Here is an 18,200-nt window from a genome sequence, read left to right as displayed (position 1 = left end):
CAGAAAGGCGGGAAATGTCGCAGAGCAAGACCGAACGGCAGCTCAATCTGGTGATCTGCCTGCTGGCCACCAGGCGTTTCCTCAGTGCCCAAGAGATTCGGGCGACCGTCCACGGCTACGGGGACGTCGAAAGCGACACGGCCTTTAAACGCATGTTTGAGCGCGACAAAAAAGAATTGCGCGACGCAGGGATTCCGATCATCACCGGCCGCCACGATCCGCTCAGCGACGAAGACGGCTACCGCATCGCCCGCGACGACTACGAACTCCCCCCAATCGACCTGCGCCCCGACGAGGCCGCAGTACTCGGCCTGGCCGCCCGCGCCTGGCGGCACGCTGTCCTCGGCGAGGCCGCCGCCAACGCCCTGCTCAAACTGCGCAGCGTCGGAGTGCCTGTGGACGCTGCGGCACTGCCCGCGGTCACCTCGGTTCTCGGCGCCGACGAGCCCGCGTTCCCCTCGGTGTGGCAGGCGGTTCGGGACCGCCGCCCCATCAGCTTCGACTACCGCAAACCCGGAGAGGACACGCCACAACGCCGGGAGCTTGAACCGTGGGGGGTCGCCAACGTCGCCGGACACTGGTATGTCGCCGGCTACGACCGGGACCGCCGTGCCCGCCGCGTCTTCCGTCTCAGCCGGATCGTCGGCGACGTGCAGATCCACACCAGCGCTCCCCCGGTGCAAGTGCCGAAGGATGTGGACGTGCGTTCCCTGATCAACGCGCGCCCGCCCGAACCCGAGCAGGTAGCAGTGCTGGAGGCGCGCACCGACGCCGCCCACGCGCTGCGCCGCGCCGCCCGGCGCATCGTCGCGGGGGAGCGCACCGGCGGCACCGGATGGGACGTGGTGGAGTACCCGTACGTCGACGAAGCCGACTTGGCTGCGCGGGTCGCCGAATACGGCGAGCACGTGGTGGTACGCGAACCGGAACAGGCCCGGAAAGCCGTGGTCGCCCACCTGCGCGCCGTCGTAGCTGCACCCGTCGCGGCCGCGACAGACGAAGACCCGCCCGCGCCACTCCCTGGCACGCCGCGTCCCCCCGCGTCGCGTCGAGCCGGAACCTCCACTGAGCAGTTGCGCCGCCTGCTCATGCTGGTGCCCTACGCCCTCAGCCACGACGTGCGGGTCAGCGAGGTCGCCGCCCACTTCGGACTCACCGAAAAACAGGTGCTCAAAGACCTGAGCCTGCTGTGGATGTGCGGGCTACCCGGCTACACCCCTGGCGATCTCATCGACGTGGACGTGGAGGCTGCCGCCGAAACCGGGGAGATCATCATCTCCAACGCGGACACCCTAGCCGCCCCCCTGCGGCTGACCGCGGACGAGGCAGCCAGCCTCGTCGTCGGGCTGCGCCTGCTCCGTGACCTGCCCGGCGTGGACAGTGTCGCGCTCGCCCGGGTGGAGCAGAAGCTCCGCGACGTGGCGGGCGCTGCCGGCCAGCTCGCCGACGCTGTCGACGTGCGCGTGGACGACAACCCGGAGGTCGCCGAGCTGCGGCACCGCATCGGCAAAGCCTTGGAGTCCGGTAGCCGAGTCCACCTGCGCTACCTGTCCGGCTATGCCGACCGGGTCAGCGAACGCGAAGTCGACCCGATGCGGCTGGTCGTGCAGGACGGGCACTACTTTTTGGAAGGGTGGTGTCGCCTCCGCCGCGACGTGCGGCTGTTCCGCCTGGACCGGATTCTCGAACTGGACGTGCTGCCGGTGGCTGCCGAAGTGCCCGCCGGGGTACGCAGCCGCGACCTGAGCAGCGGGGTGCTGCAGCGCTCCGCCGACGATGCTTTTGTCACATTCGAACTGGAGCCTGCGGCGCGCTGGGTCACTGAAGAGTACGTCTGCTCCGAGGTGCAGGAACTGCCCGGAGGACGGGTGCGCGCCACACTGCGCACGCCGGAGCCCGGCTGGGCGGTGCGGCTGGCGCTGCGGCTGGGCGCTACCGGGCGTCTGGTCGCCCCCGGGGAGCTCGCGGCACGGGTCCGGGAGCTGGCTGAACGGGCGCTGCAGCGGTATGCGGAGGAAAGACCCGACGTTCCCCAGCGCTGAGGGTGGTGTTACGCCCTGGATTGAGTAGGCTCAAGACGTGCTGTGGACCGTTGCCGTGCTCATCGTTGCGGCCGGGGCGCTCGCTGCAGGGGCGTGCGCGGTGCAATCGTGCACGGGTGCCCAGGAGTTAGCGAACGAACTCCGCGTCGCTCACGCGGCGGTAGGGAAGCGATGGGACCTGCTGCGCGCGGCGGTCCGCGAGACCAGCCACCACCCACCCGCCGGACGGGTGGCCAGACCAGGACGTACCATCGGTGGCGCAGGCAGTGCCGCACAGAGAGGCTGACACAACCATGAGCATCGGGCCCAGAGAAATCCTCATCCTGCTGGTAATCGCGCTGCTGCTCTTCGGCGCGAAGAGGCTGCCCGAGCTGGCGCGCTCCTTGGGCCGCAGCGCTCGCATCCTGCGCGCGGAAGCCAAAGGGCTGAGCGAGGAAGACACTACTTCCCAGCAGACCGCAGACCAGACCCACCAGGCCGAGGCCCGCACCGAGCAGCCCGGCACCCAGCAGCAGTCGGGCAGCTACCCGCAGCTTCCGCCAGGTCAGCGGATCGTGGACAACTCCGGGGAACGCATCCAGCGCCCCTACGGGACCTGAGCCGCGAGGGGCGAACCAGCGAAGTCGCGTGACCACCCGTGGGGACGGGGGAGGCACGCGGTCGGTACCGGGTGAGGCGGAGAACACGTACAGCGATGAGGACACGACGGCAGCGGAAGGCGAACCCTGAGGCGCGCATGCCGCTGATGGAGCACCTGCGTGAACTGCGGGACCGGCTGCTCAGATCGATGCTGTCCATCGGCGTCGGCCTCGTGGTCGGCTTTCTCGTCTTCGACCCGGTGTGGGAATTCCTGCAGCAGCCTTTCTGCTCGCTCTCCGCCGAGGTGCGCGGCAGCGACCACTGCGGGTTGAACTTCACCGGCATCTTCGACGGGTTCAACCTGCGCTTCAAAGTCGCTGTCATCGTCGGCCTGCTGGTCTCCAGCCCGGTGTGGCTGTACCAACTGTGGGCGTTCGTCGCGCCCGCGCTACGCGGCAAGGAGAAGCGCTACACCTACCTGTTCGTGGGGTTCGCGGTCCCGCTGTTCTTCTCGGGCACGGTGCTGGCCTACTACGTCACCGCCAAGGGCATGGAGATCATGTTCTCCCTGGCCCCCGAGGGTGCGACCGCGCTGATCACCCTCGACAACTACCTCAACTACATGATCATGATGTTGGCGGTGTTCGGCGCTGCCTTCGTCCTGCCGCTCATCGTGGTGCTGCTCAACTTCATGGGGGTGCTGTCCCACCGCATCATCGGCAAGTGGCGGTCCATCATCATCTTCCTGATCTTCCTGTTTGCCGCCGTTGCTACTCCCGGTGGGGACCCGTTCACTATGCTGGCCCTGGGAATTCCGATGGTGGCGCTGTTTGAAACAGCGGAACTGATCGCTTTCATCAACGACCGGCGCCGCAGCAGGAACCGTGATCCGTTGGCAGAGCTTGACGACGACGAGATCTCCCCGCTTAATGACTTTGACAGCACGACCGAAAGCACGTCGAACCGCTAGCATCCCGCGCCGGTCGTGAGATCCGGACACCATTCACGGGAGAGCCCCATGGACGAACAGCACACTTCCGCCACGCCCCGCCGCGACCTTCCGCCTGAGGCTCGCGGAAACGAGAAATGGCACGACACCAGCAACGTGGTGTGGATGCGGTCCTCGCTGTCGCGGGACGACTCCGAAGCGATCGTGGAGGTCGCGAAATTCGACGACGGCTACCGGGCGATCCGCGACGGGAAGAACCCGGACAAAGGCATCCTGTTCTTCACTCCTGAAGAGTGGGAAGCGTTCGTGCTCGGCGCTAAGGACGGCGAGTTCGACATCCCTGAGGAGTACCTGACCCCCGAGGAGATCGCGATCCAGCGCGGCGAAGTCCCGGTGACCGCGGTGCCTTCCCCGCTGAACAAGCAGACCGCTCCATCCACTGAGTCCGACTAGGCCAGGCCCGGCCTGCGCCGCAACCCCCTCCATCCCCCGTGCCGACTGTCACCCTGCTGGTCAACCCCGCTTCCGGGCGCCGCCGAGCCGCCGTCGTCGCGTCCGCGCTGCGTGAGCGGCTGCGTGCGCGGGGCGCCCAGGTGCGCCTGCTCATGGGAGAGTCAGCCGGGGACAGTGCCCGGCTCGTCGACCAGCTCGTCGCGCAGCGCCCCGACGTGCTCGTCACCGTCGGCGGGGACGGCCTGGTCCACTTGGCGTTGCAAGCCGTGGTCGGCACCGACATCCCGCTGGGTGTGGTGGGTGCGGGCACTGGGAACGATATCGCCCGCGAACTGGGGCTGCCCCGCGCACCTGATGCGGCCGCCCAGGCTATCCTGGCCGGGCACACACGGCAGGTGGACACGGTACATGTGGCGGGCCGCCACTATCTGAGTGTGCTCGCCTGCGGATTCGACTCCCGCGTCAACGAGCGGGTCAACCGTTTCCGGAGGAGCCTCGGCCGTCTCGACTACGTGGCCGGGGTCCTCGCCGAGCTCGGCGCGTTCACCCCGCTCGACTACACCGTCGACGTCGACGGGCAGCGCGTACAGACCACGGGAATGCTCGTGGCAGTGGCCAACACCCGCTGCTACGGCGGCGGCATGCTGATCTGCCCCCAGGCCCGGCCCGACGATGGGCTGCTCGACGTGATCGTGGTCCGCGAGGTGGGCCGGCTCCGCTTCCTCCGCCTGTTTCCTCGCGTCTTCACCGGATCCCACCTGGAGTTGCCCGAGGTTACCGTGCTGCGGGGCCGACATGTCTCCCTCAGCGTGGCCGGCGACGTCGTCGCCCACGCCGACGGGGAACGTCTCGCCGCGCCCCCGCTGGTCTGCGAGGTCCGCCCCGGCTCGGTGCGCATGGTGACCGACCACTGAACCGATAAGACCGGTCTTGCCTGGTATGGCCATCGGCCAGCCACGGTGAGTAAAAGAACACGACGCGTTGCCCCTCCCACCCTCTAGGCTGACCAGTATGAGCACTTATGCCGCCCGCTACGCCGAGTTCCGCAGGCGACAAAAGGAGTCCAGCCCCACCATCGAGGAGTTCCAGAATCTCTACGGGTTCGACTTCGACGACTTCCAGATCCGGGCCTGCAAAGCCTTGGAGACGGGGCATGGGGTGCTGGTCGCCGCACCCACCGGTTCCGGAAAGACCGTCGTGGGAGAGTTCGCTGTCCACCTGGCGCTGCGTGACGGTCGCAAGTGCTTCTACACCACCCCGATCAAGGCGCTGTCCAACCAGAAGTACACCGACCTGGTGCGCCGGTACGGCTCCGACAAGGTGGGGCTGCTCACCGGGGACAACAGCATCAACGGTGAGGCGCCTGTCGTGGTGATGACCACCGAGGTGCTGCGCAACATGCTGTACGCGGGCTCCGCCACACTGTCGGGCCTGGCGTACGTGGTCATGGACGAGGTGCACTACCTGGCTGACCGGTTCCGCGGCGCGGTGTGGGAAGAAGTCATCATTCACCTGCCCGAATCCGTGCAGATCGCGGCGTTGAGCGCCACGGTCAGCAACGCCGAGGAGTTCGGCCAGTGGCTCCAGCAGGTGCGCGGCGACACGTCGGTGATCGTGGACGAGAAACGCCCCGTGCCGCTGTGGCAGCACATGATGGTGGGCACCCGCATCCACGACCTGTTCGTGGAACCGGAGGGCACCGACACCGGGCAGGAAGAGGAGAAGAACGGACGCGGCTCCCGGAAACGCCGCCGGTCCCGGCATGCCCGGCAGCGCACCGTGGAGATCGAGGTCGGCGGGGAACGGCTCCACGTCAACCCGAAACTCATCCGGTTCGCCGAAGAGGACGCCCGCCTCACCCAACTGGCCTACCAGCGCCGCCACCCGCAGGCGCGGGCCCGCGGCGGTGCTCCCCGGCCGCGGAGCAGGTTCGCGCCGCCCACTCGGGCACAGATCGTCGAACAGCTCGACCGCGAAGGCCTGCTGCCCGCCATCACGTTCATCTTCAGCCGGGCGGGCTGCGATGAGGCGGTGCGCCAGTGCGTGGCCAGCGGGCTGGTGCTGACCACCCCGGAGGAAGCAGCAGAGATCCGCGAGTACGCGGAACGGCAGTGCGCCGAGATCCCTCCGGCGGATCTCAACGTGCTCGGCTACTCCGAGTGGCTGCAGGCATTGGAGTGCGGGATCGCCGCCCACCACGCCGGGATGCTGCCCACCTTCAAAGAAGTGGTGGAAGTGTTGTTCTCCCGCGGCCTGATCCGCGCCGTGTTCGCCACGGAGACACTGGCGCTGGGCATCAACATGCCCGCCCGCACTGTCGTCATCGAAAAGCTCGACAAGTGGAACGGGGAGACGCACGTCGCCCTCACCCCTGGCGAGTACACCCAGCTCACCGGCCGTGCGGGACGCCGGGGCATCGACGTGGAGGGGCATGCGGTCGTGGTGTGGCAGCCAGGCACCGACCCGGAGATGGTCGCCGGGCTGGCGGGCACCCGCACCTATCCGCTCAACTCCAGCTTCCAGCCGTCCTACAACATGGCGGTCAACCTGGTCGCGCAGGTCGGTCGGGAACGCGGCCGGGCCATGCTGGAGTCCTCCTTCGCCCAATTCCAGGCGGACCGTTCCGTGGTGGGTCTGGTGCGGAAGCTCCGCGCCCAGCAGGAGGCGCTGGAAGGCTACGCCAAAGCCGCCTACGACCCGCGCGGCGACTTCATGGAGTACGCGGCGATGCGCCGCCGGCTCTCCGACTTGGAGAGCGCCGCGCAACGCAACCGGCGCACGGCACGCCGCAAGGAAGCGGAACGCAGCCTGCGTGCGCTCCGCACCGGCGACATCATCCGTATCCCGTCGGGACGCCACGCCGGCTACGCCGTCGTGCTGGACCCGGGGCTGGACAAGGGCCCGCTGCCTGTCCCGCTCGTGCTGACCGTGAACCGCCAGGTGAAACGGGTCAGCGCCAACGACTTCCCGATCCCGGTGGAGCCGACAGGGCGGCTGCGGATACCGAAGTCGTTCTCTGCGCGTTCCGCGCAGGCGCGCCGCGACCTGGCGTCAGCGCTCCGCAGCAAACTGGAGACTCTTCCCACGGCTCCGATCCGGCACCGGGTGCGCGACGGGGCCCCAGAGGACCCGGAGATCGCGGAGTTGCGTGCTCGCATCCGAGAGCACCCTTGCCACCACAGCGAAGGCCGGGAGGACCGGGCCCGCTGGGCGGAACGCTACTTCCGGTTGAAGAAGGAGACCGAGGAACTGGAGCGCCGTATCGAAAGCCGCTCCCACGTCATCGCCCGCACGTTCGACCGGGTCTGCGGAGTGCTGCAGGAACTGGACTACTTGGAGGGCGACACCGTCACCGAGGACGGGCGGCTGCTCAGCCGCATCTACTCGGAGCTGGACCTGCTGGCAGCCGAGTCGCTGCGGCGCGGCGTGTGGGATGCGCTGGGGCCGGAGGAGCTGGCCGCCTGCGTGTCCGCGCTGGTGTACGAGTCGCGGCGGCCTGACGAGGTGTTCGCCCGCGTGCCGTCCGGCCCTGTCGAGGAGGCGCTGAACGCCATGATGCGGCTGTGGGGCGAGCTGAGCGATATCGAACACCGGCACCGCGTGTCCTTCCTGCGGGAACCGGATCTGGGCTTCGTCTGGCCCACCTACCGGTGGGCGCGCGGCGACCAGTTGGATCACATCCTCAACGAGGCGGGGATGCCGGCGGGCGACTTCGTACGCTCCACGAAGCAGCTCATCGACCTGCTGGGGCAGATCGCCCAGGCCGTGCCGGAGGCCAGCGGGGTGCGCACCACGGCGCGGCAGGCCGCCGACAAGCTGATGCGCGGCGTGGTCGCCTACACCTCGGTGGGCTGACACCGCCACTGCCGCGGCAGCCCGCGGGCAGTATCCCGAGCCGCAGACCGTCCTTCTAAGCCACGGGGGATGCCGGTGCACCGGTTCCGGCATCCCCGTGGTGTGCTGCCGACCAGCCGGGAAGGGGCGCCACACCGGCCCGGGCGCGGTCAAGCGGGCAGGTGCTGCGGGAACACAGCGACAGACTCCGCTTTTCGGGTCATCTGCCGCCGTGGGGTATGACCGTTGCCTTTTTCCTGGCGCCGTGCGTCACCGGCGAAACCCCCCAGGTCTGCACGTTCCAGCGCGATGGGGGCAGAGGAAGGGGCAGGGGCCGGCGCATGCCTCATGCTGTCCTCCCTGCAAGGGAGAGATTTCCGTATAACGTTTGACCGGCTCCGGTGGGTCTCGCTGTGGATATGCGGCTGAGGCGACTAAAAACCACGGTCAGGACCAGAAACGACAAAGGACGGGGGCCTGAACTGATGCCGGGGCGGACACTCTTGGTGACCAACGACTTTCCACCGCGCCAGGGCGGAATCGAGACGTTCTGCTATGAACTGGCCGTCCGCCTGGCCTGCCACGGTGGCGTGGTCGTCTACACCTCCACGTCGCCGGGGGACGGCGATTTCGACGCGCGGCTGGATTTTCCCGTAGTCCGGGACCGCGCCACCACGCTGCTTCCCACGCCGCGGGTGGCTGCCCGGGCCGCCGCGCTGCTACGGGAGTACGCCTGCGACCGGGTGCTGTTCGGGGCGGCCGCCCCGCTGGGCTTAGCAGCCCGCCGCCTGCGCGCGGCCGGAGCCCGCCGGATTGTCGCCATGACGCACGGACACGAAGTGTGGTGGGCGCGGCTGCCGGGTTCGCGGGCGCTGCTGCGCCGTATCGGACGGCATGTCGATGCCCTCACCTACCTGGGCCGGTTCACCCGGTCCGCGTTGGAGCGCGCGTTAGCCCCCGCGGACCGGGAGAAACTGGTCCGGCTTGTGCCCGGGGTGGACCCTGACCTGTTCCACCCGGACGTGGACGGCTCCGGGGTGCGGGGCCGCTACGGGCTGGGGGACGCGCCGGTCGTGTTGTGTGTGGCGCGTCTCGTACCGCGCAAAGGCGTGGACACCCTGATCAGAGCGCTGCCGCAGATCCGGGAACGGGTTCCGGACGCTCGGCTGCTGGTCGTGGGGAAAGGACCGGATGAGCGGCGTCTGCACACGCTCGCGGAACGGGCGGGGGTGGCCGAGGCCGTCGTCTTCACGGGCGGCCGCCCGCACGCGGAGCTGCCCGCGTTCTTCGCTGCCGCCGACGTGTTCGCTATGCCCTCGCGGACCCGGCGGTTCGGCTTGGAAGCGGAAGGGCTCGGCATCGTCTACCTGGAAGCTGCTGCGAGCGGACTCCCGGTGCTGGTCGGCGCATCAGGGGGAGCGCCCGACACCGTGCAGCACGGCGACACCGGGTTCGTGGTCGACGGCCGGAATCCCGCGGCGGTCGCCGAGCATGCCGCAGCTCTGCTGGCTGACCCGGAGACCGCGCAGACGATGGGTAAACGCGGCCGGGAGTGGGTGCTGGCCGAGTGGACGTGGCAGGCGTCGGCGGAGCGAATGCTGGCGCTGCTGGACTGAGCTGCGGCCGCACCGGGCTGCAAGCAGTCGGGGCGCCCCGGCAAGGGACGCCCCGAAGTGTGGACGATGAACGCTCCGTCGACTAGACGCCGGCCGCGGTGTTGGCGGGGTGGCCGATGGCCAGACCGCTGGACGGGTCGAAGTAGTGCAGGCGGCGGGTGTCCACGGTCAAGGAGATCGGGTGGCCGGGGCGGACCGAGCTGCGCGGGTTGACTCGGGCGGTGAAGAAGGTCTTGTTCTCACCGGCCAGCGGCAGCGCCGCGTCGTCGCTGTCCCCGTTGCCGGCGGCCCCGGCAGCCAGCGCGGCCGTGGCTTCGTGCTGCACCGGCGGGGCGTCCACCGCGAAGATCACGTTGATCTCGGTGCCGAGCTCCTCGGTGACGTTGGCGGTCACGTTGATGGTGCTGCCGCGGTGGGAAGCGAAGTTGGCGTCGTCGAAGTCGGACGGGCGGATGCCCAGGATGATCTCGCGGCCGAAGTACTTCTCCAGGCCGGGGTGCTCGCGCAGGCTCTCTTCGCTGACGTGCAGCACGTGCTCGGCGAAGCGCAGCGCGGCGCCGCCGTTCTCCGCCTCGATGCGGGCGTTGACGAAGTTCATCGCGGGCGAGCCGATGAACCCGGCGACGAACAGGTTGACCGGGTGGTCGAAGAGGTTCTTGGGCGTGTCGACCTGCTGCAGCTTGCCGTCCTTGAGGACCGCCACCCGGTCGCCCAGGGTCATCGCCTCGACCTGGTCGTGGGTGACGTAGACGGTGGTGACGCCCAGCCGCTCGTGGAGCTGGTGCAGGGAGGCGCGCATCTGCACGCGCAGCTTGGCGTCCAGGTTGGACAGCGGCTCGTCCATGAGGAACGCCTGCGGTTCACGGACGATGGCCCGGCCCATCGCCACACGCTGGCGCTGACCACCGGAGAGCGCGGCCGGCTTGCGCTTGAGGTAGGGCTCCAGACCGAGCATGGCCGCGGCTTCCTTGACCCGGCGCTCGATCTCAGCCTTGGGGGTCTTGCGCAGCTTCAGACCGAACGCCAGGTTCTGCTCCACCGTCATGTGCGGGTAGAGGGCGTAGTTCTGGAAGACCATGGCGATGTCGCGGCTCTTCGGCGGGAGGTCGTTGACGACCTTGCCGCCGATGGTGAGGGTGCCCGCGGTGATCTCCTCCAGGCCGGCGATCATCCGCAGCGCGGTCGACTTGCCGCATCCGGACGGACCGACGAGCACCATGAACTCGCCGTCCTTGATCTCGAGGTTGAGGTTGTCCACGGCTTTGACGCCGCCGCTGTAGACCTTGTCGACGCCGCTGAGGACGATCTCGGCCATGAGTGCACAGCTCCTTCGTCTCTGACCGATGACGGATCGGTATGTCACTCAGATCGAACACCAGAGTGATCGATTTGTCTACCTATCCGCAAAAATTGATCGATTCTCTGATCGAATTGATCGATTTTTTCGGGACGGTGAGGACTGGCATCAGCAGCGGCATTGCGTTAGCCTGACACGCGCCGTCAACCAGACCACGGCGTCACAGCCGTGCGCTGTTTCCGCCCTCGTGCGGCCGACACACGGACGCACGCGGTGGTGGACCAGCGCGAGAGTCTGGGTAGGCTGGCGGCCAGTCCAGCGCTGGACGGACCGGCTCGCGGCCTGGGCACTCGTGCGTTAAACGCCGCGCCATGTACCAGGTTCGGCGCACGGCGTGGGAGGACCAGTACACCGCAGCCGGGCGGGGGGTTGGACCCGGAAAAGGCCCGAACATCCAGTAGACAACGGTCTCCGAGCTCGCCGCCTACGGGACGGAACCGGTCCGAAGGGTGGGCGGGCCTTTCTCCGCACCCCCGCAGTCCCGCGCGTTCCCCTCGCCCGCCACCACCCCGTAGGCTTGGCGCGTGACCCTGCTTCTTCGCGCACTGGCTGCTGCACTGTCCGGGCTGGCCCAGCTGGCCGCCCTAGAACCGTACGGCCTGTGGCCTCTCGCGGTTCTCAGCCCGGCACTGCTGCTAGCCGCGGTCTACGGGGTGGACCTCCGGCGGGCTGCCTGGCTGGGCGCGCTGTCCGGGGCCTCCCTCATGGTCCCGCTCGTCCACTGGCAGAAAGTCTTCGGCATCGACGTCTGGCTGGTCATCGCCGCCGCGGAAACCGTCTACTTCATCCCCATGGCGATGGGGATCGCCTTGGTGGCGCGGCTGCCCGGCTGGCCGCTGTGGACCGCGGCACTGTGGGTGGTCCAGGAGTTCGTCCGCGCACGCTTCCCGCTCGGCGGCTTCCCCTGGGGCAAGCTGGCGTTCAGCCAGCCAGACAGCCCGTTCGCGGGCTATGCCGCCCTCGGCTCCTCCGCACTGGTCACCTTCATGGTCGCGCTGACCGGTGCGGCACTCGTCGCGGCAGCCCGCGCCTTGAAAGGGGTCTACTGCCAACCGGGAGCACGCCAACCGCTGCTCGCCCTCACCGGCGGACTCACCGCGATCGTGCTCCTCCCTCTGGGAGGCACCCTGGCCCTGCACGCCACCGCTCTGGACGAGGAGCGCACCGTGACCGTCGCCCTCGTCCAAGGCAACGTGCCCAACGTGGGCGAGATGAACATCCTCGGCGAACGGATGCAGGTGCTGCGCAACCACGTGGACGGCGTGCATGAACTGGCACGGCTGGTCCGCGAAGGCGAAGTGCCCCAGCCCGAGATGGTCATCCTCCCGGAAAACGCCAGCGACATCGACGCCTACGCCGACCCGTACGCCGCCTCCCTCATCTCCGAGGCCGCCGCGGACATCGGGGCGCCGCTGCTGTTCGGCATCACCCGCTACAGCCCCGACGGCACCGAACGCGAGATCCGCAGCGTGGTGTGGCACCCGCACACCGGACCCGGCGACCACTACACCAAGCGCTACCTGGTGCCTTTCGGGGAGTATGTGCCCTTCCGCGACGTGTTCGCCACCGTCATCTCCCGCCTGGAACAGGTGAGCAGCGACGCCGTCCCCGGCACCGAGCCGGGGGCGGTGGAACTGAACGGCACCACGGTCGCGGTAGCCATCTGCTTCGATATCGCTTTCGACCGCCCAGTGCGCGAAGCCGTCGCGGAAGGCGGGCAGATCATCGTGGAGCCCACCAACAACGCGAACTACAACTTCACCGGGCAGTCCGACCAGCAGCTGGCCATCACCCGGCTGCGTGCGGTCGAGCACGGCAGGCCCGCTGTCATCGCCGCCACGAGCGGGATCAGCGCCGTGGTCGACGCCCGCGGACAGGTGCTCTACCGCTCACCCGAAGCGGAACCCGCCGTCCACGTCGCGGAGATTCCCGCGATGCGCGGACTGACCCCGGCAACCCGGCTCGGCGCGCTTCCCGAGCTTGCGCTGACCCTCGCCGGGCTGGGCGCGGTCGTCGCTGCCCTCGTCCGTGCCCGCCGCACAGCGGGGAGTGCGCTGCGGACCGGGCAGCTGGACCAGCAGAAGACCGAACCGTCCCCCACCGGCTGATCTGGAGGCCGGGACGGTGGCCTGCTGCGTCCCGCCCGACCGCCCTGCCGCGCGGGTTCTTCCCGCGCGGATTCCCCGCAGGGGGAACGCATCGCGGGAATGCCGCGTTGAAAAGAAGAGAGTGGTATCCGGCGTGGAATGGGGCACTATGCCGCTGTTGACCGTGCTCGCGCTCATGGCGCTGCCGTTGGTGGAGATCGGGCTGATCGTCCTCGTAGCCGGCCAGATCGGCGTGGCCTGGACGATCGTGGCACTGGGCGCGTTGAGTCTCACCGGCGTGCTGGTGGTGCGCCGAGCCGGACGCGGCGCCTACCTCGACGCCCAGCAGGCGCTGCGCACCGGGGTGCCGCCCCGCGCTGACCTGGTGGACACTCTGATGCTGCTGGCTGGCGGCGCCCTTCTCATCCTCCCCGGGTTCCTCACCGGGATCCTGGGTGCGCTCCTCGCCCTTCCCGTGACCCGCCCGCTGCTCCGCGGAGCCGTCAACCGCTGGTTCCAGCGGCGCGTGGAGCGGATGCGCGCCCGCATGGAAGCAGACCTGCTCACCTTGCAGGATTACGTCTCCGGCGCATCCCCCGCGGGCGGTGACCCGCGGCCCGGTGCCGGCCGCATCATTCAGGGCCGCATCATCTACGACGAACCCGACCCGGGGAACAGCCCGGGGGACAGCGCCCCGCCCGCCCTCCGCTAAGCCCCCGCTTCCGCCCGTCCAGGGCCGCGGGGCTTCCGCCCGTCCAGGGCCGCGGGCCGCCGTCGCACTCTGCCGGACCCGGGAAGCCGAGACGGCGAAACCCTGCCGCGATCCCCTGTCTCCCCCCGCCAAAGACGCATAGACTCCGGTCGCGGGCCGCCCTCGTGACCTCTTGGACACGATCCGCGATACCGGTCCGGCGCCGGGACACCTGGAGCGGGGCCACCAGAGAGGGAACCGGCCTGCTGCAAACGGCACCAGCCACGGTTCACCGGACGCCGCCACCGCGTCGCGCGGCCCACCGTACAGGCCACCAATGGGACAATCGGTACGTGATGCAAGAATCCGGTTACAACTATCTGATGGACATGGACGGGGTGCTCGTCCGGGAAGAGCACCTTGTCCCCGGGGCTGACCAGTTCGTCGCGGAACTGCGCGCCAACGGCACCCGCTTCATGGTGTTGACCAACAATTCCATCTACACTCCTCGGGATTTGCGGGCGCGGCTGCTGCGCAGCGGACTGGACATCCCCGAGGAGTCCATCTGGACCTCGGCGCTGGCCACGGCCCGCTTCCTGCAGGAGCAGCGGCCCGGCGGCTCCGCGTACGTGATCGGGGAGTCAGGACTGACCACCGCGTTGCACAACGCCGGATACGTCCTCACCGACAGCGACCCCGACTACGTGGTGCTGGGGGAGACCCGCACCTACAGCTTCGAAGCGATCACCCGCGCCATCCGGCTGGTGGAGAACGGTGCCCGGTTCATCGCCACCAACCCGGACGAGAAGGGTCCCAGCCGTGAAGGGTCGCTTCCGGCGACCGGGGCAGTGGCCGCACTCATCGAGAAGGCCACCGGGCGCTCGCCCTACTACGTGGGCAAGCCCAACCCGCTGATGATGCGCTCGGCGCTGCGCACCCTGGGAGCGCACTCGGAGAACACGGTGATGATCGGTGACCGAATGGACACCGACGTGCGCTCCGGACTGGAAGCAGGAATGAAGACCATCCTCGTCTTGACGGGGATCTCCGACGCGTCCACCGCAGAGCGCTTCCCCTACCGCCCCACCGCCGTCTTCGGGTCGATCGCCGAACTGGTGGGCCGCAGCCACGATCCGTTCACCACGCCGACTTCCGCTGACTGAGCACCGCGGAAATGACAAAAGGCGGTCCAGGACGCTCCTGGACCGCCCTTCGTCTGCCCTCAGGCGCTTCGCCGCTCCTGAGACAGAGAACGCATCTGCTTCTGCTCTTCGCGGCGCCGAGCGCGGAGTACTTCCAGCCGCTCCGCCAAGACCTCTTCCAGGTCTTCCAGGCTGCGCCGCTCCAGCAGCATGTCCCAGTGGGTCCGTGCAGGTTTGGTCTTCTTCTCTTCTGCCGGTTTCTTCTCGCCGTTGACCACTAGAGCGTTCTCACCGCAGAAGCGGCACTCCCAGGTCACCGGGACTTCCGCTTCCGAGGCAAAAGTGACGGCGAAGCGATGGCCCCGAGGGCAGGTGTAGGTGACCTCCTGGCGCGGAGCCAGGTCGGTATTGCGGTCGTTTTCGTAGCTAATCGCCCCAAGTCGGGTTCCGCGAAGTGCTCGCTCGGCCATCGTATGGGTGCCTCCAGGCGCTCTTGCGGTCTCATGGGTATGAACGCAGTGGTCGGTCTCAAGATTCCCCGGACGGTGAGTACCCAACCGTGCGACAATGCCCCGCCTTCACAGCAGCCCCACAGCCGGGACCGCTGACCTCCGCATTGTGGACGCCCGCCCTTGCGGCACGGACACGGAATCTGCCCAGCTCAAAGGAGCTTTAGGGAAACTTTGCGCGGGATGTTCCGGGCAGCGGGACGCGCAGACGCAGCATCAGGACCCGGGAGCCCGCTGGACCGGACCCGGTTGCTGGGCGTGCAGCCCAGGCACACCAGGATTGCAGCCCTTGAGCATGGTGTCCTGAAAAGCGGACCGGCTGCGTCCGCGTTAGGCGGATCTTCCGTACCCGCCACCCAGGTTCGCCCGCCGGGTGCTCGGCGGCGCTCAGCCACGCCGCGCATACCCTCCTCACCGCTGGACGGGCGGGGAAGGCCCCCGCCTCCAGCGGACCGGACCGGGCGAAACAGGAAACGACCCAAGTGGTGCGCCTACCGCGCAGGCTGAATCCCGGCCTCCAGACCGGGGAGCACGGCACCCCGGACAAGCGTCCGGACTGCGGCGAGGGGAGAAGGCGAGCCCACGGCCCGCCTTCCTCCCCGGGCGCGGCAGACGCGCCGCGCAGCTGAGACCCGCTCAGAGTTTTTCGGGGACCCGGTTCCCCACGGCACGGATCGCCTGGGGAAGGTTGACGGCCAGCAGCAGCACGAAACCGAGCGCGAAGAACACGATGAGCGACAGGATCGCCAGCCGGTAGTCGCCTCCCGTGGTGTCCAACACCACACCGAGCACGAGCGCCCCCAGGAACGCCGAGCCTTTGTCGCTGATCTCATAGAGGCCGAAGTACTCCGCCTCCTTGCCCTTGGGAATGAGCAGGGAGAACAGGGACCGCGACAGCGCCTGGGTGCCGCCCAGCACGATCGCAATGAAGAAGCCCAGCGCGAAGAACTGCACGGCCGCGCCTTCCTGCAGCAGGGGAGCCACCGCGACCACCGCGGTCCACACCACGAGGCTGCCCAGGATGGTCTTCTTCGTGCCGACCCGTCGGGCGATCGCGCCGAGCAGCAGCGCTCCGCCGAATGCGACGAACTGCACCATGAGAATGGTGCCGATCTGCACGCTCTGGTCCAGTTTCAACGCCTGGTCGGCGAAGGTCGCCGAGAAGGCGATGACGGTCTGGATCCCGTCGTTGAACATGATGTAGGCGACCAGGAACAGCAGGGTGCGGGGGTAGGCGCGCAGACTGGTGATGGTGTGCCACAGTTGCGCGAAGCTGCGGCCCACAGCGATCCGCTGTGCCGGGACCTCCAGCGACCCGGCGCGCCGGTTGCGGAGCCGTGCCACCGGAATGATGGTGAAGATCGCCCACCATACGCCCGCCGACATCATGCAGATCCGCACCGCGTGGCCTTCTTCCAAGCCGAAGCTCTCATGGCTGAGGAAGAGGGCCAGGTTCAGGGTGAGCAGCAGGGCCCCGCCCAGGTAGCCCATCGCCCAGCCTCGGGAGGAGACAGTGTCGCGCTCCTCTTCCGAGGCAATGTCGGGCAGGAACGAGTTGGCGACCACGATAGAAGCCCCGAACGCGACATTGGCCACGACGAACAGGGCTGCACCGAGCAGGTAGCGGTCGTCCGCCGCGAAGTACAGGCCCATGGTGGCGAACGCACCGAGGTAGGCGGTCACACCCAGCAGTTCCCGTTTGCGTCCGCTGGTGTCGACCACCGCGCCGAGCACGGGCAGCAGCACCAGTTGGATCAGCACGGACAGGGACGTGGCATAGGGGTAGAGGGAAGCGGGCGTGATCATCCAGCCGAACACGCTGATCTTGCCGTCAGGACCGGCAGCCCCGGAGGCGAGCGCAGTCAGGTAAGGGCCGAGGAAGACCGTGATCACAGTGGTGTTGAACACCGACTGCGCCCAGTCGTACATGTACCAGGCCCGCCGTTCTTTACGGAGCAGCCTGGCTTCAGCGTCGGAACTGGAAGGGGTGGGCGCGGACGCCGGGAGGGAAGTAGACACGGCGATGCTTCTCTCGTGTGGGGGATGGGGTCACAACACCAGCGGCCACCAGGCCGCCGAAGTCAGGAAGTGGATGTCGCGGGCCACAGCCCGCGGTCGACGAGGATGCGCCGCAGGGCGGTGACGTTGTCAGTGATAATGCCATCCACTCCCGCGTCCAGGAGGCGTTCCATCAGAAAAGGATCGTTGATGGTCCACACGTGGACGTGGATGCCGAGACGGTGTGCGGCTGCGACCAGGTCCCGGGTGACCAGAGGAAACCCCTGGTAGTGCACGGGGATCTGCACGCAGGAAACGTCGCGGCGGGCCAGCGGCAGCAGCAGCGGCAGGAGGGAGGCGGCCCGCAGCCGCAGCACGTCCACCGGACCGCTGGACAGGGCTACCCGCCGGTCGAAGGTGCGGCGCACCCGTTCGAGCCGCGCCTGGCTGAAGGAGCCCACGCACACCCGGTGCCAGGCGTTGGTGCGGCGCAGGGCCTGGCGCAGCGGTTCGACGGCCGAGTCGGCTTTGACGTCGATGTTGAACCGGGCATCAGGCAGTGAGCCCAGCAGGTCTTCCAGCAGCGGGATCGGTTCGCTGCCGCCGACCCGCGCCCGGGCTACTTCAGCGTAGGGCAGTGTGGCGATCGCGCCGGAACGATCCGTGACCCGGTCCAGCACGGGGTCGTGGAAAGCCACGAGGACCCCGTCAGCAGTCGCCCGCACATCGGTTTCCAGATAGCGGTATCCCAAGCGCACCGCGTGTTCGAACGCGGCCGCGGTGTTCTCCAGATCGGTACGGACCTGCCCGCGCTGATCAATAAGCCAGCCGCCCCGGTGGGCGAGGCCGATGGGGACGGGACTGGCGAGGTACACATCACTCACGCGACCAGTATGGCGAGCACCGGATAACAGGAGGGGTACAGAAAACAGCAGATCGTGAA

At 68.4% G+C, this 18,200-nt stretch carries 14 protein-coding genes; 10 read left to right on the top strand and 4 right to left on the bottom strand.

The window, feature by feature from the left end; all coding sequences use genetic code 11:
- Positions 1 to 14: 14 nt before the first annotated feature.
- From TFU_RS08725 to TFU_RS08695, 7 genes are all read left to right on the top strand, one after another.
- Positions 15 to 2,042: a helix-turn-helix transcriptional regulator gene (locus TFU_RS08725; RefSeq protein ID WP_011292197.1), complete on the top strand. Its 2,028-nt coding sequence runs from the start codon at positions 15 to 17 to the stop codon at positions 2,040 to 2,042.
- Positions 2,043 to 2,335: 293 nt separating this feature from the next.
- On the top strand, positions 2,336 to 2,641 hold the full coding sequence (gene tatA, locus TFU_RS08720; RefSeq protein WP_011292195.1) for a Sec-independent protein translocase subunit TatA: 306 nt from the start codon (positions 2,336 to 2,338) through the stop codon (positions 2,639 to 2,641).
- Positions 2,642 to 2,778: 137 nt separating this feature from the next.
- Complete coding sequence (gene tatC, locus TFU_RS08715; protein WP_016188819.1) at positions 2,779 to 3,591, top strand: twin-arginine translocase subunit TatC; 813 nt, start codon at positions 2,779 to 2,781, stop codon at positions 3,589 to 3,591.
- 48 nt (positions 3,592 to 3,639) lie between these two features.
- Positions 3,640 to 4,023: a DUF397 domain-containing protein gene (locus tag TFU_RS08710; protein WP_011292193.1), complete on the top strand. Its 384-nt coding sequence runs from the start codon at positions 3,640 to 3,642 to the stop codon at positions 4,021 to 4,023.
- A 38-nt stretch (positions 4,024 to 4,061) separates the two neighbouring features.
- Positions 4,062 to 4,937 (top strand): diacylglycerol/lipid kinase family protein, encoded by an 876-nt coding sequence (locus TFU_RS08705; protein ID WP_011292192.1) that lies wholly within the window; start codon positions 4,062 to 4,064, stop codon positions 4,935 to 4,937.
- 97 nt (positions 4,938 to 5,034) lie between these two features.
- Complete coding sequence (locus TFU_RS08700; protein ID WP_011292191.1) at positions 5,035 to 7,878, top strand: DEAD/DEAH box helicase; 2,844 nt, start codon at positions 5,035 to 5,037, stop codon at positions 7,876 to 7,878.
- A gap of 464 nt (positions 7,879 to 8,342) precedes the next feature.
- Positions 8,343 to 9,473: a glycosyltransferase family 4 protein gene (locus tag TFU_RS08695; protein WP_041428078.1), complete on the top strand. Its 1,131-nt coding sequence runs from the start codon at positions 8,343 to 8,345 to the stop codon at positions 9,471 to 9,473.
- A gap of 82 nt (positions 9,474 to 9,555) precedes the next feature.
- Here the strand turns inward: TFU_RS08695 and TFU_RS08690 are convergent, their stop codons facing one another.
- The gene (locus TFU_RS08690; RefSeq protein WP_011292189.1) at positions 9,556 to 10,788 is read right to left on the bottom strand and encodes an ABC transporter ATP-binding protein; all 1,233 of its coding nucleotides are present in this window, start codon (positions 10,786 to 10,788) and stop codon (positions 9,556 to 9,558) included.
- Between the two features lie 566 nt (positions 10,789 to 11,354).
- On the opposite strand from TFU_RS08690, the gene lnt reads away from it, so the two are divergent.
- From lnt to TFU_RS08675, 3 genes are all read left to right on the top strand, one after another.
- Positions 11,355 to 12,938 (top strand): apolipoprotein N-acyltransferase, encoded by a 1,584-nt coding sequence (lnt, locus tag TFU_RS08685; RefSeq protein ID WP_011292188.1) that lies wholly within the window; start codon positions 11,355 to 11,357, stop codon positions 12,936 to 12,938.
- Between the two features lie 148 nt (positions 12,939 to 13,086).
- Positions 13,087 to 13,629, top strand: coding sequence for an FxsA family protein (locus tag TFU_RS08680; RefSeq protein ID WP_016188816.1), 543 nt, complete (start codon positions 13,087 to 13,089; stop codon positions 13,627 to 13,629).
- 362 nt (positions 13,630 to 13,991) lie between these two features.
- The gene (locus TFU_RS08675; protein ID WP_038043809.1) at positions 13,992 to 14,771 is read left to right on the top strand and encodes an HAD-IIA family hydrolase; all 780 of its coding nucleotides are present in this window, start codon (positions 13,992 to 13,994) and stop codon (positions 14,769 to 14,771) included.
- A 59-nt stretch (positions 14,772 to 14,830) separates the two neighbouring features.
- Here TFU_RS08675 and TFU_RS08670 read toward each other — a convergent pair whose 3' ends face one another.
- The 3 genes from TFU_RS08670 to TFU_RS08660 all read right to left on the bottom strand — a co-directional run bounded on the left by TFU_RS08670 (position 14,831) and on the right by TFU_RS08660 (position 18,132).
- Positions 14,831 to 15,220 carry an RNA polymerase-binding protein RbpA gene (locus TFU_RS08670; protein WP_011292185.1) on the bottom strand — a complete coding sequence of 130 codons (390 nt, stop codon included), beginning with the start codon at positions 15,218 to 15,220 and terminating at the stop codon, positions 14,831 to 14,833.
- A 675-nt stretch (positions 15,221 to 15,895) separates the two neighbouring features.
- Positions 15,896 to 17,278, bottom strand: a complete 1,383-nt coding sequence (locus TFU_RS08665) for an MFS transporter (RefSeq protein WP_011292184.1) — start codon at positions 17,276 to 17,278, stop codon at positions 15,896 to 15,898.
- Between the two features lie 62 nt (positions 17,279 to 17,340).
- Positions 17,341 to 18,132, bottom strand: coding sequence for a glycerophosphodiester phosphodiesterase (locus tag TFU_RS08660; RefSeq protein WP_011292183.1), 792 nt, complete (start codon positions 18,130 to 18,132; stop codon positions 17,341 to 17,343).
- Between the last annotated feature and the right edge of the window lie 68 nt (positions 18,133 to 18,200).

It is taken from the genome of Thermobifida fusca YX (assembly GCF_000012405.1).
In the GTDB taxonomy this organism is placed as follows: Bacteria; Actinomycetota; Actinomycetes; order Streptosporangiales; family Streptosporangiaceae; genus Thermobifida; species Thermobifida fusca.
Note: the sequence above shows the minus strand (reverse complement) of the source record. Positions and strands in the feature narration are given on the sequence as shown.